Raw genomic sequence first — 14622 nt, forward strand, 5'->3', positions numbered from 1 at the left:
GGCACCAGCTACTCCAGCATGGCTACGAGCGCATTCACCTCGTCTACCAGCCCTCGCGGCGGCTCCACGCGGCCCGAGCGCTCGGCACGCCGATAGAAGGCCACCAGGCCCGCCTCGCCACGATCGTCGGCGATCGCGACGCAGGCCAGCCAGGACGCTTCGTACGCCGCTTCGAGCCGGAGGCCGGAGGCGGCGAACCAGCGCTCCCCCGGCAGTCGGTCCACCGGCCCGTGTTGCCTCGTCCAGGCGATCAGCTGCTCCGCGCTGCGGCTCATCGACACCCGCATATCGCGGAGCGCCACATAGTCGGCGAACCCTTCGACGAGCCAGATCGGGAGATCGCTCGCGCTGGCATGGGTGGCGACATGGGTGGCCTCGTGCGCGAGCACGACTCTGACGCCGTCACGACCCATGCCGGGGAACACCTCCGGGTTGAGCACGACACGGGCGGGCGCGGAGGCTCGCACCTGCGTGGTCACCGCGGCCAGCTCCTTGCGTTCGCCCACATTGCCGTCGATCGCCGCGGCGTACGTCGCCCGGTCGGCGGGGACCTCGACCACCAGATGTGGCCGCCAGCGCGGCAGCACCCCGGCCACCGTCCGAACGGCCTGCCTCGCGGCACGGAGATAGCCCACGGCCGCATTGGGCGCGCCTGCAGCACGGATCACCACAACTCCCCCGCTGCGCCGGACGGTGACCTGCGTCTGCTCGCGCAACGGGACCGCATGGTCCGTCGACGCCTTCGCGCCGGCGCTTAGTCCTGGCAGGGCGGCGGTCGACGACCCGCTCGGATCCGACCTGGCCAGACGGCCATCCGTCGAGTCCGGTGCGGCCGCTCCCGACGTGGCGACAGCACACGCCGTCGTCAACAGCGCCGATGCTGCAACCGTCGCCCAGACGGGCCGCAGCCCGAGGAGATGCCGAGGCTGATCAGCCAGGGCGGACCGCGCCGACGTACGGCATCGAGTGCAAGGGGGCGACCCGGACGCCCGCGCCCGGGTTGGCCGCGTGGACGATCAGCCCGTTGCCGATGTACATCCCCACGTGGTGGATCGGGCTGTAGTAGAACACCAGGTCGCCGGGGCGGAGGGCGCCTTCGGAGATGTGCGGCCCGGAGCCGAACTGCGCGCTCGAGGAGTGCGGCAGGCCAACGCCGGCCTGCGCCCACGAAGCCATGGTGAGTCCGGAGCAGTCGAAGGCGTTCGGCCCGGCCGCGCCGTAGACATAGGCCTTGCCGACCTGGGCCAGCGCGTAGTGCACGGCGGCGGCCGCGCGGCCGGAAGCGGGAACGTTCGAGGGAGCGACGGTGCTGCCGTCGTTGGAGAGCAGCTCCTGACGCTGCTCCTCCTTGAGCTTGTCCAGCTCGGCCTGGGCCTCGGAGAGCTTCTTGTCCGCGGTCGCCTTTGCCTCGGCCGACTCCTTCTCCGCCGCGGTGATCTGCTTGGTCCGCTTGGCGGTAGCGCTGTGCTTGATGTCGAGCGCCTTGAGCTGGGTGGCGTAGTCGGCGTAGAGCCCGGTCTGCACGTCAGTGACCGCAGACACCGTTGACAGCTCGCCGAGGAATCCGCTCGGGTCGTCGGAGACGACGACCTGGCCGACGGTCGAGAGACCCTCGCCCTGGTATTGGCGCACGATCGAGTCGGCGACCTGGGTCTGCACGACGCTGAGCCGCCGCTGCTGGCGCTGCTCGTCTGCCTGCATCGCAGACAGATCGGCGCGGAGATCTTCCAGCTTGAGCTGGATGTTGTTGTGCCGCTCAGCCGCCTGCTCCGCCTCGTCGTAGAGGCGATCGACGCGCTTCTGCACGTCATCGATGCTGGGGGCGGCGTATCCGGGGGTGCTCTGGATAAGACCGAAACTGGCGAGGGCGGCCACTGCGGCGAATGCCGCGAGGAAGCGCTTCCGACCGTGGGGCACGAGCGGACCTACTCCTTGGGTGTCGTACGTCTACCGGGTGAGCTGACGGGTTCGGGCACGACGTGGCCCTACAGCACCTCCACGTCCGCACGCGGACGTCTTGGACCTGATTCACCCCAGAGTGCGGTGGGTCCCCGGCTCTCGCTCGCGGTCGTCCCCCCGACCGCGTCTCGAGACTCGACGCGGTGCTCGCGCGGGCCGGTCTGACCCACTTCCACGAGCACCATCGCGCCTGACACTAGCCGGGTCCCGGGAAAGGTCACAAATTGGCCACGGCGATTCCTGGGTGACTCGTCTCACGTGCCGAGATTCGCCTTCACGTGCGTCACATCAGACCCATCTGTCTCAGGAGAAACATGGTGGTGCCGTGTCAGGCACGCACCGTCGCGGGGTCGGGGTGCTTGCGCGGTCACGGAGCCGGGCGCAGTCACGCCGATTCGATCTCCGGGCCGGACATCGGCTGGACCATCCGCAGCGGCGGGACCAGTCCGGCTCCGGCCAAGACGTCGAGGGCACGCCGCTCGTCGTCGTCGAAGCTCAGCTCAGGCGGTGGTCCCAGCAGCACTGTCACCACACAGTCGTGACAGCCAGCCCCGCGCACCACACAGGTGTCACAGTCGATTCGCGTCGTCATGCCAACAAGGTTGCCGGAGCCCTCCGACACATCCTCCGCGGAGAACGCGCTACTCCGCTCGCGGGACCAGCTCGATGGCGTCGTCGCGGCCGCACCAACGGCAGCGCACCGACTCGATCGTCTCCCCCAGCACCTCGGTCTCCTCGACACTCGCCTCGCCGCCCAGGTCGAGGTGCCAGAACTCTGCCGTGCGGCGTGTCCGGGTCACGTCGAAACGGGTGAGGTTCCCACATCCCGCACATCGCCAGCGATGAGCCCGATCCGGCAGCAAGGTGATCACCAGACGACCCTATCGGCGCCTCCTCCGCGCGGCACCGCATTCATGTCGGGGGTCGGACATAGCGTCGGTGACCATGACCGAGGCGGTGACCCGAGCTCCGCGGTGGGAGGCGCAGCGCGGCTTCGACGAGATGGGCCGGCTGCTGCGCGAGGTCACCTTCTGCGTGGTCGACCTGGAGACCACCGGCGGGTCGGCCCAGGGTGGGTCGATGATCACCGAGATCGGGGCGGTCCGGGTCGAGGGTGGGAAGATCCTGGGCGAGTTCCAGACGCTGGTGAACCCGGAGGCCGAGATCCCGCCCTTCATCGCGGTGCTGACAGGCATCACCAACTCGATGGTGGCCGACTCCCCGCGCATCGAGGCAGCACTGCCGGCGTTCCTCGAGTTCGCGGCCGGCAGCGTGCTGGTCGCCCACAACGCCCCGTTCGACGTCGGCTTCCTGCAGCACTTCGCCGAGGCGCAGGGCCGTCCGTGGCCAGGCTTCGAGGTCGTCGACACCGTCCGGCTCGCGCGGCGGGTGGTGACCCGCGACGAGGCGCCCGACTGCAAGCTCTCCTCACTCGCACGCACCTTCCGGGCGAGCACCACCCCCAACCACCGAGCACTGGCCGACGCCCGCGCGACCGTGGACGTGCTGCACGGCCTGCTGGAGCGGCTCGGCGCGCTGGGCGTGCACACCCTGGAGGAGCTGCAGGCCTACACCGCGCGGGTCTCGCCGGAGCAGCGCCGCAAACGCCACCTCGCTAAGCCGCTCCCCCACGCCCCCGGCGTCTATCTCTTCCGGGACGGCTCCGGCCACGTGCTCTATGTCGGCACCTCTCGCGATCTGCGCACTCGGGTGCGCAGCTACTTCACCGCCTCGGAGACCCGCAGCCGGATCGGCGAGATGGTCGCCCTGGCCGAGACGGTGGAGGGGATCGAGTGCGCGACTCCTCTGGAGGCGGAGGTGCGTGAGCTGCGGCTGATCGCCCAGCACAAGCCGCGCTACAACCGGCGATCCCGGTTCCCCGAGAAGATGCACTTTCTCAAACTCACCAATGAGCCCTGGCCACGGCTGTCGCTGGTGCGCCGAGTCCTCGACGACGATGCCTGCTATCTCGGCCCGTTCGGGTCCAAGCGGGTCGCCGAGCAGTGCCTGGCCGCCCTGCACGAGACCTTCCCGATCCGGCAGTGCTCGGGCCGGCTGCCTCGCGAGCCGTCCAGATCGGCCTGCGTGCTGGCCGAGATGGGGCGCTGTCTGTCCCCCTGCGACGGCAGCGCCGACCCGGCGTCGTACGCCTCGATCATCGAGGCGCTGCGCCACACCCTGATCCACGACCCCGAGGCGGTGGTCGACGTGATCGGGGCCAAGATGGCCGGCCTGGCCGCGGACGAGCGCTACGAGGAGGCCGGCGTGCACCGCGACCGCCTCGGCGCGTTCCTCCGCGCCGCCTCTCGCACCCAGCGGCTGGCCGCGCTCACCGGGCGCAGTGAGCTGACCGCCATCCGCTGTGACGAGCGCGGCCGCTGGCAGGTCCACGTGATCCGGCACGGCCGCCTCGCGGCGGCCGGGGTGATCCCACCTGGCGGCGATGCCCACGCGTACGTCGCGCAGCTGCGCGCCGCCGCCGAGACCGTGGCGGCAGGGCCTGGACCCGTTCCCGCGGCGAGCGCCGAGGAGACCGAGCGGATCCTGCACTGGCTCGAGCAGCCGGGAGTGCGGCTCGTGGAGGTCGACGGCGCATGGACCTGCCCGGTGCGCGGAGCAGCGCGACATCTCGCCAGACACGACCTCGCGCTGCGTGCTCGCGAGGCCCTGGTCCCGTTCGACGAGCGTCACGAACTGACCACGGCGGCTCGGCCGACGCGTTAGCTGATCGTCAATGAGACCATCGACCGTGCCCGGAAGTGTGCTATCGGAGAGAGCTCCCCAATTGTCCCTGGCGGCGGCCAGCGACCTCGTCGGCGAGACGTGGGGACTGGCGGCACCGCGCGTGACCCCTCTGGCCAGCGAGCGGGACCTCAACATCCTGGTGGACGACAGCCACGTGCTGAAGGTCTCCAACCCGGCCGAGCCCGCCGAGGTCGTGGACATGGAGGTGGCCGCGATGGCTCACGCCGCGCGGTGCGATCCGGACCTGCCGCTGCCCCGCACCGTGCCCACCCTCGCCGGCGACGCGATCCATCCGATCACCGACCAGAGCGGTCGCCGGTGCCTGACTCGGCTCATCACGATCGTGCCCGGAGCTCCGCTGGAGGGCTCTCCGATCACCGAGGACATGGCCGAGCAGGTGGGCAGCGCCGCCGCCCGAGTCAGTGTGGCGCTCCAGGGCTTCTACCACCCCGCTGCGGGCGACCGTGATCTCGATTGGGACCTCCGCCGCCTCCCGCAGGCAGCGCGCACGGCGCAGGACGCCGGCCAATTGAGGCCCAGCGATCCGCTCTGGGAGCTGATCCGACGAGCCACCCCTGCGCTCGGTGCCAGCAGCCACCTGCCCAGCGGCATCCAGCACGCGGACGTCACGCTCACCAACGTGCTCGCCTCGGGCGGTCTCGTCAGCGGCATCATCGACTTCGGCGACATGCACCACACCGCCAACGCCTGCGATCTGGCCGTGTCTCTGACCTCGGTGATCCGCAACACCGCCGAGATCCAGCTAGCCGGGACCTGGGATCTCGCGGCCGCGGTGATCCGCGGCTACCAACGCCATCGGCTGCTCACCGACGCCGAAGTCGATGCGCTCGGCGCCATGGTGCTCGCCCGACTGGCGGTCGGCATCTTGATCTCGCGCACCCGCGCCGCCGTGCACACCGAGAACACCGCCTACATCACGCAGTACGACGCCGCCGCCGACCGCATTCTCACGGTCATGGGAGGGCTCTCGCTAGAGGAGCTCGCGGCGCGCTTCCACCGAATGGCCGGCACCCGTGGCGGCCAGGCGCCCGTCGCCACCGAGCGTCTTGCCGCGCGGCGGGCCGAAGTGATGGGCGGGTCGGTTGCCCCGTTGTTCTACCGCAGCCCGGTCCAGATGGTGGCAGGCGAGGGACCTTGGCTGATCGACGAGACCGGTCGCCGCTACCTCGATGCCTACAACAATGTCGCGGTCGTCGGGCACGCGGACCCCACCGTCGTCGGCCGCGTCGGCCGCCAGCTCGCGAGGCTGAACACCCACTCGCGCTACCTGCACACCGAGATCGTGGAGTTGGCCGAGCGGCTGGTGGCCACCATGCCGGAGGGCCTGGACACCTGCTTGTTCACCACCTCGGGGACCGAGGCCAACGAGTTGGCGTGGCGCCTCGCGACCGAGGCCACCGGGGCCGAAGGCGCGATCATCGTGGAGCACTCCTATCACGGGAGCACCCGATGGATGGCCGACCTGAGCTCGAACGAGTGGCCGCCCGACCACCGACCTGCCGCCGTCGGCACCTTCGAGGCACCTGTCGGCTCGGGTGAGCTCAGTTCCGCAGTCGCCGCGCAGCGCGTGAGGGCCGCCGCCGCCGACCTGGCCGGCCGTGGCTATCGTCCCGCGCTGGTGATTGCCGACAGCGGGTTCACCAGCGAGGGAGTCCTCGACGCACCGGCCTCGTACCTCCAGGGCCTGGTCGCGGGCGCGCATGCCGCGGGCGCGCTCTATGTCGCCGACGAGGTCCAGGTCGGCTATGGCCGGAGCGGGCCGGACCTGTGGCGCTTCCGACAGGCCGGGATCACCCCGGACATCGTCACCTTGGGCAAGCCGATGGGTGCTGGCTATCCGATCGGTGCCGTGATCACCCGCCGAGAACTCGTCGATCGGTTCGCGGGGCGGTATGAGTACTTCTCCACCTTCGCCGCCACTCCCGCGGCCGCAGCGGCGGGCAACGCGGTGCTCGACGTCCTCGAGGACCGTCGGCTCCCTCAGCGGGCCGTCGAGGTGGGCGGCTATCTGAAGTCGCGCCTGCAGGCGTTGGCCGCCGAGTCTGCCGTGATCGGTGAGGTTCGCGGATTCGGCCTGGTGGTCGGCGTCGACATTGTCGGTGACAGCCCTCGCACGACCGCGCGCGATCTCCTCGAGGCACTCGTGGAGCGGGGAGCGCTCGCCGGGCTCACCGGCCCGCGTGGCAACGTCTTGAAGGTCCGGCCGCCGTTGGTCTGGGAGGAGCACCATGTCGATCTCTTCGTCGACCGGCTCGCCGACGCGGTGAAGGCACTCTCGGACTAGGGTGTGCCCATGATCACCGCCATCGTCTTCGTGAAGGCCGACGTCGCTCGGATCCCCGAGGTCGCCGAGGCGATCGCTTCTCTCGACGGCGTCAGCGAGGTCTACTCGGTGACCGGCCAGATCGACCTGATCGCGCTGGTCCGCGTGCGCAACCACGACGACGTCGCGGCGGTGGTGGCCGACCAGCTCAACAAGGTGGACGGCGTGACCGAGACCGAGACCCACATCGCCTTCCGCAGCTACTCCCGCCACGACCTGGAGTCCGCCTTCTCCGTCGGCCTCGACTGAGAACGTGTTTGGGAAACACCTTCTCAGCCGAACAGGCCGCGTGACTCCCGCCGACCAGAGCCACACTCAGTTGCTGGTCGCAGCGATCCAGCGGTCGAGCAGCGCGGCAGCGGCTCCGTCGTCGATGGCCTGCTGGGCCCGGGCGAGCCCGGCGCCGAGCCGTTCGTCGGGCGTCCCGGGTGCTGCGTCGTAGACGGCCAGGGCAGCGCCGGCGTTGAGCACGACGGCGTCGCGGATCGGGCCGGGCTCGCCGCCGACCACACGGCGTACGACGTCGGCGTTGTGTTCGGCGCCGCCCCCACGCAGGTCGTCGACCGTGCTCCGGGCGAGCCCGTGGTCTGCTGGGTCGATGCTGGCGGTGGCTACCTCGCCGTCGTGGACCAACCACACCGTCGAGGTGGTCGTCGTGGTCAACTCGTCCAGCCCGTCGTCGCCACGGAACACCCAGGCATCGACCCCACGGCGTGCGAAGACACCGGCCATCACGGGCGCCATCCGCGTGTCCGCGCAGCCGATCGCCTGGGCAGCGGGCTGCACCGGGTTGGCTAGCGGCCCGAGGAAGTTGAACGTGGTGCCCACGCCCAGCTCTCGGCGCGGCACCGCCGCATGCCGCAGGGCGGGGTGGAAGGCCGCTGCGAAGCAGAAGCTGATGCCGACCTCCTCGACGACCTCCGCCACCCGAGCGGCGGGCAAGTCGAGCCGGATGCCCAATGCCTCCAGCACGTCGGCGCTGCCGGACTGCGAGGACGCAGACCGGTTGCCGTGCTTGACCACCCGGGCGCCGGCCGCGGCGGCCACGATCGCGGCCATCGTCGAGATATTCACCGACATCGAGCGGTCCCCGCCGGTGCCGACCACGTCGAGCAGCCGACCCGGGACGGCGATCGGCGTCGCCTCGGCGAGCATGGCGCAAACGAGTCCGTCGACCTCCTCGACGGTCTCCCCCTTGCCGCGCAGCGCGACCGCGAAGCCAGCGATCTGGGACGGGGTCGCTTCACCGGCCAGCACCTCGCCCATCGCCCAAGCGGTCTGCTCGGCCGTCAGGTCGTGGCCAGCGATCAGCCCGGACAGCACTTCGGGCCAGGAGTGGGTCATCGGATGCTCCCAGGATCGACAGGGCAGGATCGAGCAGACTCAGGCTCAGCTCAGGCGCTGGCGGGCACTCGCGACCGCAGCAGCGAGATCACGGTCTCGGCCAGCTGCACCGGGTCCAGCGGGTGGGGTACGGCGGCGTCGGCACGCGACCAGGTCGCCAGCCACGCGTCCTGCGGGCGTCCGATCAGCACCAGCAGCGGCGGGCAGTGGTAGATCTCGTCCTTCAACTGCTTGGCGATGCCCATGCCCCCGGCCGGCACCGCCTCACCGTCCAAGATCGCCAACGCGATCCCACCGGCGTCCATGTTCTGGATCACCACCGGCTCGGTGGCCACCTCGACGTACTCCACCTCGGGCAGATCAGGGTGGGGGCGGCGCCCCAGCGCCAAAATGACCTGCTGGCGAGTGGTGACATCGTCGCTGTAGACGAGCACCTTCAGCGGCTGGGTCCGGGCAGAGGTCGCGTCGCTCACGGGGGCGATGCTACCGCTCCGCAGCCTCGGAGCGCCCGTAGGTCCCAGGCCGCTCCCACCGGCCTCGCGCACGTTCTCGTGACAATCTGTCTGTTTAACCCGGGGGTCGGGGTGGCGGTCGGCTGAACTACCGACATAATGACTGCGTGGCGACTGCTTCCGCGATACCTGCTTCCCGCTTGCACGGGCATCACGACCGACCCAGCATGGTGAGCGTCGGGACGATCATCTGGCTGGCGAGCGAGCTGATGTTCTTCGCGGCCCTGTTCGCGGCGTACTTCACCGTTCGCGCGGTCAGTCCCGAGCTGTGGGCCGAGCAGAGCGCCAAGTTGGACGTGCCCTTCTCCGCGGTCAACACCATCATCCTGGTCGCCTCCTCGGTGACCTGTCAGATGGGAGTCTTCGCCGCCGAGCGTGGGCAGGTGGGACGCTCCGGCTCGCTGCTGCAAGTCGGCAAGTGGGGACTGCGCGAGTGGTTCGTGCTCACCTATTTGATGGGTGCGGTCTTCATCGCTGGCCAGTCGTTCGAGTACGCCAACCTGGTCCGCGAGGGCTTCACCCTCCCCGACAACGCCTATTCCACTCTGTTCTTCCTCGCGACCGGCTTCCACGGCCTCCACGTGACGGGCGGGCTGATCGCCTTCCTGTTCGTGCTGGGCCGCACCTTCATGGCCCGCCGGTTCACCCATGAGCAAGCGGTGAGCGCGATCGTGGTGTCCTATTACTGGCACTTCGTCGACGTCGTGTGGATCATCTTGTTCTCAGCGATCTACCTCATCAAGTAGTCACGACAAGCAGAGGACCAAACGGTGCGCTTCTTGAATCGATCCGTCGGACGGCTTTCCCGGCATCGCCGGAGCCGACTGGCGGGCCTGCTCGTGATGGCCCTCGGTCTGCTGGCGATGGGCGGCCTGTACGCCGCCTTCGCGCCGGCGCAAGCCGATGAGACGACGAGCACGGACGCCCAGGTCGCCCAGGGCCGAGAGCTCTTCACGGTCAACTGCTCGACCTGCCACGGACTCAACGGGGAGGGCATCAAGCTCACCGATGGCGACGGCCAGGACCAGATGGGGCCGTCCCTGGTCGGCGTCGGCGCCGCTGCGGTCGACTTCCAGGTCGGCACCGGCCGGATGCCCCTGACCCAGCCCGGCCAGCAGGGCCCGGCGAAGCAGACGGTCTTCACCGACGAGGAGCGCGAGGCGATCGCCGCCTTCGTGGCCACCCTGGGCCCAGGCCCGGCCATCCCCAACGAGGAGGACTACTCCACCGCCGGGATGTCGGACGAGGAGCGCGAGAAGGCGATCGTCCTGGGCGGGCAGATCTTCCTCGCCAATTGCACCGCGTGCCACAACTTCGACGGCGCCGGCGGCGCCATGCCGCGCGGCGGCTACGCACCGTCGCTGCACGACACCAGCCCGAAGCACATCTACGAGGCACTGCTCACCGGCCCTGGCCCGATGGACAAGTTCTCCAACGGCAACATCTCGCCCGACGACAAGCGGGCCGTGATCGCCTACATCGAGTCGATCCGCGAGGAGCCTGAGGCCGGCGGCTTCGGACTCGGCGCGGTCGGCCCGGTCGCCGAGGGTCTGTTCACCTGGCTCGGCATCGCCGTCCTGGTCGGCATCGCGACCTGGATCGCCGCCCACACCACGCGCACGAGCAAGAAGAAGGTGGAGGAAGCGTGAGCCACGACGAGTCCACCCTGCCCGTCCTCGATGCCGAGGAGCCGATCGCCAACCCTGGACTCCCCGAGCACCAGTGGCGACCCACCGACGTCGACGAGAAGATGGCGAGGCGGGCCGAGCGCCAGGTCGCCGCCTGGTTCGGCCTCTCGATGGTCTGCGCGGTGCTCTTCTTCGTCTCCTACTTCGTCTTCGCAGTCGGCGACGACCCGTCAACGTTCCTGCACTTCCGCAGCTCCAACATGGCCCTCGGGTTGTGCATGGGTGGCGCGTTCCTCTTCATCGGCATCGGCATCATCCACTGGGCCCGGAAGCTGATGGCCGACCATGAGATCGTCGAGCTCCGCCACCCGGCCGCCTCCAGCGAGGAGGACCGCGAGGCCACCGTGCAGATCCTCCAGCTCGGCCTGGAGGAGTCCGGGATCGGCCGCCGCCCGCTGATCCGCAACACGCTGCTCGGGGCGATCGGGCTCGCCGGGCTCTCCCCCATCCTGCTCTTGCGCGACCTCGGTCCCCTCGACATCAGCGTGCTCAAGCACACCATCTGGGACAAGGGCATGCGCGTGGTCCGCGACGTGGTTGGCACCCCGATCAAGGTCTCCGAGCTCGAGGTCGGCGACCTGGTGAACGCTCAGCCGGCCGCCTTCTTCGAGACAGACGAGGACGGCGAGCCCCTTGTCGAGGGCGCTCAACTGCAGGTCGAGAAGGCCAAGGCCTCGGTGATCCTGCTCCGGATGGACCCCGCCGACAACAAGCCTGGGCCGGGCCGCGATGACTGGGCGGTGGACGGCATCGTCTGCTACTCCAAGATCTGCACCCACGTCGGCTGCCCGATCTCGCTGAACGAGCGCACCACCCACCACCTGCTGTGCCCGTGCCACCAGTCCACCTTCGACCTGGCCGACGCCGGGAAGGTCGTCTTCGGCCCCGCCGCCCGGGCACTACCGCAGTTGCCCCTGATGGAGGACGCAGAGGGCTACCTGGTTGCCCAGAGCGATTTCACCGAACCGGTCGGACCGAGCTTTTGGGAGCGTGACTCGCAGTGAGCATCGACACCAGCAAGGTCGCGGACAGCAACCGCGACGAGCCGGCCACCGCCAAGCCTCCGAGCAAGGTCGGAGCCGCCGCCGGCTGGGCAGACGACCGGCTCGGCCTCGCGGGCATGATGCGGAAGAACCTCCGCAAGGTCTTTCCCGACCACTGGTCCTTCATGCTCGGCGAGATCGCGCTGTGGAGCTTCGTCGTTCTCCTCATCACCGGCACGCTGTTGACCTTCTGGTTCCGACCGAGCATGAGCGAGGTCCTCTACGAAGGCTCCTACAGCCAGCTACGCGGCATCCACATGTCCGAGGCGTACGCCTCCAGCCTGCACATCTCCTTCGACGTGCGCGGCGGCCTGCTGCTGCGGCAGATGCACCACTGGGCAGCCATGCTCTTCGTCGCCGCGATGATGGTGCACATGATGCGGGTGTTCTTCACCGGCGCCTTCCGCAAGCCCCGCGAGCTCAACTGGGTCATCGGCTCCCTGCTTCTGCTGCTCGGCACGCTCGAGGGCTTCACCGGCTACTCGTTGCCCGACGACCTGCTCTCCGGCACCGGCATCCGAGCCGCCGACGGCTTCATGAAGTCGATGCCCATCATCGGCACCTACATGTCCTTCCTGCTGTTCGGTGGCGAGTTCCCGGGCGAGTCGATCATCCCGCGGCTGTATGCCATCCACATCTTGCTGATCCCCGGCATCCTGCTCGCGCTGGTGGCCGCCCACATGCTGCTGCTCGTCTACCACAAGCACACCCAGTGGCCCGGTCCTGGCCGGACGCAGGAGAACGTAGTCGGCTACCCCATGCTGCCGGTCTACATGGCCAAAGCGGGCGGGTTCTTCTTCGTGGTGTTCGGCATGACCGCACTGATGGGAGGTCTCCTCACCATCAACCCGGTCTGGAAGTTCGGACCCTACGACCCGTCCAAGGTCACCGCCGGCTCCCAACCGGACTGGTACATGGGCTGGCCTGACGGTGCCCTGCGCATCATGCCCGGCTGGGAGACCCACATCTGGCACCACACGATCTCGTGGAACATCTTCTTGCCGATCATCGTGCTGCCCGGCGTGATGTTCACCATCCTGCTCATGTTGCCGTTCATCGAGGCTTGGATCACCGGCGACAAGCGCGACCATCACCTGCTCGAGCGGCCACGCAACGCGCCGACCCGCACCGCGACGATGGTCGCCTTGATGACCTTCTACGGCATCTTGTGGGAGGCCGGCGGCAACGACATCATCGCCACCACCTTCCATCTGAGCATCAACCAGATCACCTACATCAACCGGGTTCTCATCTTCGTCGGGCCGCTGGTCGCCTTCTTGATCACCAGGCGCTGGTGCATCTCGCTCCAGCGTCACGACAAGGAGATGCTGCTGCACGGCTACGAGTCCGGTGTGATCATGCGCTCGCCAGAAGGCGGCTACTCCGAGCGGCACCTGCCCGTCTCCGAGGAGCACGCCTACCGGTTGGTCGGTGGTCGTGAGCCGGACGAGGTCTACAGCATCGAGTCCGATGCCGACGAGAACGGCGTGGCAGCCCGCGGGACGCGTCTACAGAACCTGCGCGCCCAGCTCTCCGCGCTCAACTACGCCGACAACGTGCAGCCGCCCACAGCCGAGGAGCTCGACGAGGCGCATCACCACGTCGACCACGAGCTCGAGTTGCAGTCCAGCCTGGCTCACCCGGCCGACGGCCACCAGTTCGATGGCCACAATCTGCACGACGCGGACGAGGAGCCGCTCCGCTAGGAGCGTCGTCGGTCGAGCCCGTCGAGATCATGGCCTGGTCTCGACGGGCTCGTCCCGCGTGAGGTCAGCGCTCGAGCTCCTCGGCCCGCTGTGCGGCGTCGGTGACCTCGTCACTGTCGATCGCATGGGTCCGGTGGAACCAGGTCAGTGCCTCCTGCTCCCGACCGGCCGCGAGCAACGTGTCGGCGTAGGCGTAGCGAAGCCGGGCCACCCACGGCTCTCGACTGCGCGACATCAAGGGTGCGGCCTCCAAGGTGCGCAGCGCGGCGTCCAGGTCCCCCATGTCCCTGCGCGCGCCAGCGGCGACCAGCGTCATCTCCGCCTTCGCAGCCGGGTGGAAGTTGGCCACCGAGGGGCTCCGTGACAGTCGGAGTGCCTCCTGCGGCTTGCCCACCGCGCGCAGACAGTCCGCCATGATCGGCAGATAGGCGGTTGCGCCGTTGATCCGCTTGGCCGCGCGTAGCTCGGTGAGCGCCTCCGCGTAGTGACCCGCGGCGTACGCCGCCTCGCCGGCGGCCTCGCGCACCACCGCCAGCCGAGCGGCTCGAGCCCGCGCGGCCAGAGTGTGCTGATAGGCCGTCTCCGGGTCCTCGTCGATCAGCCGACCGGCGGCCACCAGGTGCCGAGCGACTCGCGCGGCGAGCTTCTCCGGCAGGCCCTTGAGCTGTGCGGCAACCTGCCGGTCCAGCTCTCCGCCGGTGATGTCGTCGGGGATCGGCGGCCCGTCGTAGGTCGCCGCGGACACGCCGCGGACCTCCTTGCGGACCGGCTCGCGCCGGCTCGACTGGCCGCTGCGGCGATCCTCCGACCGGCGCGCGTCCTGTGGCCGGCCCTTACCGCCGCTCGAGCGGTTCCCGCCTCCCTGGCGGCCCTTGTCCTGCCGACCTCGGTCCGGAGCGCGGTCGGAGCCGCCGCTGCGGGACGGACCTGACTTCCGCCCGCCACTCGACGGGCGCTTCCCACGGCTCTGCTCCGCCACGTGCCCTCCTCGGCCGGTTTGGGTGGTAAATGGTGTAGAGGGCCACCGTGGTGGCCCTCTACGGGTGTTTGTTCGGCGGCGTCCTACTCTCCCACAGCCGTGTGGTTGCAGTACCATTGGCGCTGGCAGGCTTAACTTCCGGGTTCGGGATGGGTCCGGGTGTTTCCCTGTCGCTGTGGCCGCCGTAACTCTATGCCACCCCTTTTTGTGCCGGTTGTTGGCTGTTGGGGTGGTTTTGTTGTTATACCGGGGCCCCTGTTGTTTGGGTGGGGTTGTTTGGGTGGGGTTTTGGTTTTTGTGTA

Annotated in this window: 14 protein-coding genes, 1 rRNA gene and 1 riboswitch; of the genes, 7 read left to right on the plus strand and 8 right to left on the minus strand. The window is 69.2% G+C overall.

Features of this window, described 5'->3' with window-relative positions; translation table 11 throughout:
* Positions 1-8: 8 nt before the first annotated feature.
* The 4 genes from QM714_RS06135 to QM714_RS06150 all read right to left on the minus strand — a co-directional run bounded on the left by QM714_RS06135 (position 9) and on the right by QM714_RS06150 (position 2831).
* Positions 9-716 carry a basic secretory protein-like protein gene (locus QM714_RS06135; RefSeq protein ID WP_415098600.1) on the minus strand — a complete coding sequence of 236 codons (708 nt, stop codon included), beginning with the start codon at positions 714-716 and terminating at the stop codon, positions 9-11.
* 214 nt (positions 717-930) lie between these two features.
* Entirely contained in the window at positions 931-1917 is a 987-nt protein-coding gene (locus QM714_RS06140) for an NlpC/P60 family protein (protein WP_415098602.1), read from the minus strand.
* 12 nt (positions 1918-1929) lie between these two features.
* Positions 1930-2110, minus strand: a riboswitch (cyclic di-AMP (ydaO/yuaA leader).
* A 234-nt stretch (positions 2111-2344) separates the two neighbouring features.
* On the minus strand, positions 2345-2551 hold the full coding sequence (locus QM714_RS06145) for a hypothetical protein (RefSeq protein ID WP_415098604.1): 207 nt from the start codon (positions 2549-2551) through the stop codon (positions 2345-2347).
* A 49-nt stretch (positions 2552-2600) separates the two neighbouring features.
* On the minus strand, positions 2601-2831 hold the full coding sequence (locus tag QM714_RS06150; RefSeq protein ID WP_415098606.1) for a hypothetical protein: 231 nt from the start codon (positions 2829-2831) through the stop codon (positions 2601-2603).
* A gap of 73 nt (positions 2832-2904) precedes the next feature.
* Here QM714_RS06150 and QM714_RS06155 point away from each other — a divergent pair, with 73 nt between their 5' ends.
* The 3 genes from QM714_RS06155 (at position 2905) to QM714_RS06165 (ending at position 7297) form a co-directional block, all read left to right on the plus strand.
* The gene (locus QM714_RS06155) at positions 2905-4683 is read left to right on the plus strand and encodes a DEDD exonuclease domain-containing protein (protein ID WP_415098608.1); all 1779 of its coding nucleotides are present in this window, start codon (positions 2905-2907) and stop codon (positions 4681-4683) included.
* A 61-nt stretch (positions 4684-4744) separates the two neighbouring features.
* On the plus strand, positions 4745-7009 hold the full coding sequence (locus QM714_RS06160; RefSeq protein WP_415098610.1) for an aminotransferase class III-fold pyridoxal phosphate-dependent enzyme: 2265 nt from the start codon (positions 4745-4747) through the stop codon (positions 7007-7009).
* Between the two features lie 9 nt (positions 7010-7018).
* Entirely contained in the window at positions 7019-7297 is a 279-nt protein-coding gene (locus QM714_RS06165; protein ID WP_415098612.1) for an Lrp/AsnC family transcriptional regulator, read from the plus strand.
* 66 nt (positions 7298-7363) lie between these two features.
* Here the strand turns inward: QM714_RS06165 and trpD are convergent, their stop codons facing one another.
* Together trpD and QM714_RS06175 are read right to left on the minus strand one after the other, a co-directional pair.
* Positions 7364-8392, minus strand: coding sequence for an anthranilate phosphoribosyltransferase (trpD, locus tag QM714_RS06170; protein ID WP_415098614.1), 1029 nt, complete (start codon positions 8390-8392; stop codon positions 7364-7366).
* A 50-nt stretch (positions 8393-8442) separates the two neighbouring features.
* Complete coding sequence (locus QM714_RS06175; RefSeq protein ID WP_415098616.1) at positions 8443-8865, minus strand: hypothetical protein; 423 nt, start codon at positions 8863-8865, stop codon at positions 8443-8445.
* A 179-nt stretch (positions 8866-9044) separates the two neighbouring features.
* On the opposite strand from QM714_RS06175, the gene QM714_RS06180 reads away from it, so the two are divergent.
* The 4 genes from QM714_RS06180 to QM714_RS06195 all read left to right on the plus strand — a co-directional run bounded on the left by QM714_RS06180 (position 9045) and on the right by QM714_RS06195 (position 13341).
* Positions 9045-9650 (plus strand): cytochrome c oxidase subunit 3, encoded by a 606-nt coding sequence (locus tag QM714_RS06180; RefSeq protein WP_415100999.1) that lies wholly within the window; start codon positions 9045-9047, stop codon positions 9648-9650.
* 96 nt (positions 9651-9746) lie between these two features.
* The gene (locus tag QM714_RS06185; RefSeq protein WP_415101001.1) at positions 9747-10553 is read left to right on the plus strand and encodes a c-type cytochrome; all 807 of its coding nucleotides are present in this window, start codon (positions 9747-9749) and stop codon (positions 10551-10553) included.
* The gene (locus QM714_RS06190; RefSeq protein ID WP_415098618.1) at positions 10550-11596 is read left to right on the plus strand and encodes a Rieske 2Fe-2S domain-containing protein; all 1047 of its coding nucleotides are present in this window, start codon (positions 10550-10552) and stop codon (positions 11594-11596) included. Before QM714_RS06185 ends, QM714_RS06190 begins: the two co-directional genes overlap by 4 nt.
* The gene (locus tag QM714_RS06195) at positions 11593-13341 is read left to right on the plus strand and encodes a cytochrome b (protein ID WP_415098620.1); all 1749 of its coding nucleotides are present in this window, start codon (positions 11593-11595) and stop codon (positions 13339-13341) included. The genes QM714_RS06190 and QM714_RS06195 overlap by 4 nt, the downstream gene beginning before the upstream one ends.
* Positions 13342-13405: 64 nt before the next feature.
* On the opposite strand, the gene QM714_RS06200 is transcribed toward QM714_RS06195, so the two are convergent.
* Together QM714_RS06200 and rrf are read right to left on the minus strand one after the other, a co-directional pair.
* A complete protein-coding gene (locus QM714_RS06200; protein ID WP_415098622.1) occupies positions 13406-14086 on the minus strand; it encodes a hypothetical protein in 681 nt (226 codons plus the stop codon).
* Positions 14087-14390: 304 nt separating this feature from the next.
* A 5S ribosomal RNA gene (rrf, locus tag QM714_RS06205) occupies positions 14391-14507 on the minus strand.
* Between the last annotated feature and the right edge of the window lie 115 nt (positions 14508-14622).

Origin of the sequence: Nocardioides sp. (assembly GCF_047602075.1) — a bacterium.
Lineage (GTDB): Bacteria > Actinomycetota > Actinomycetes > Propionibacteriales > Nocardioidaceae > Nocardioides.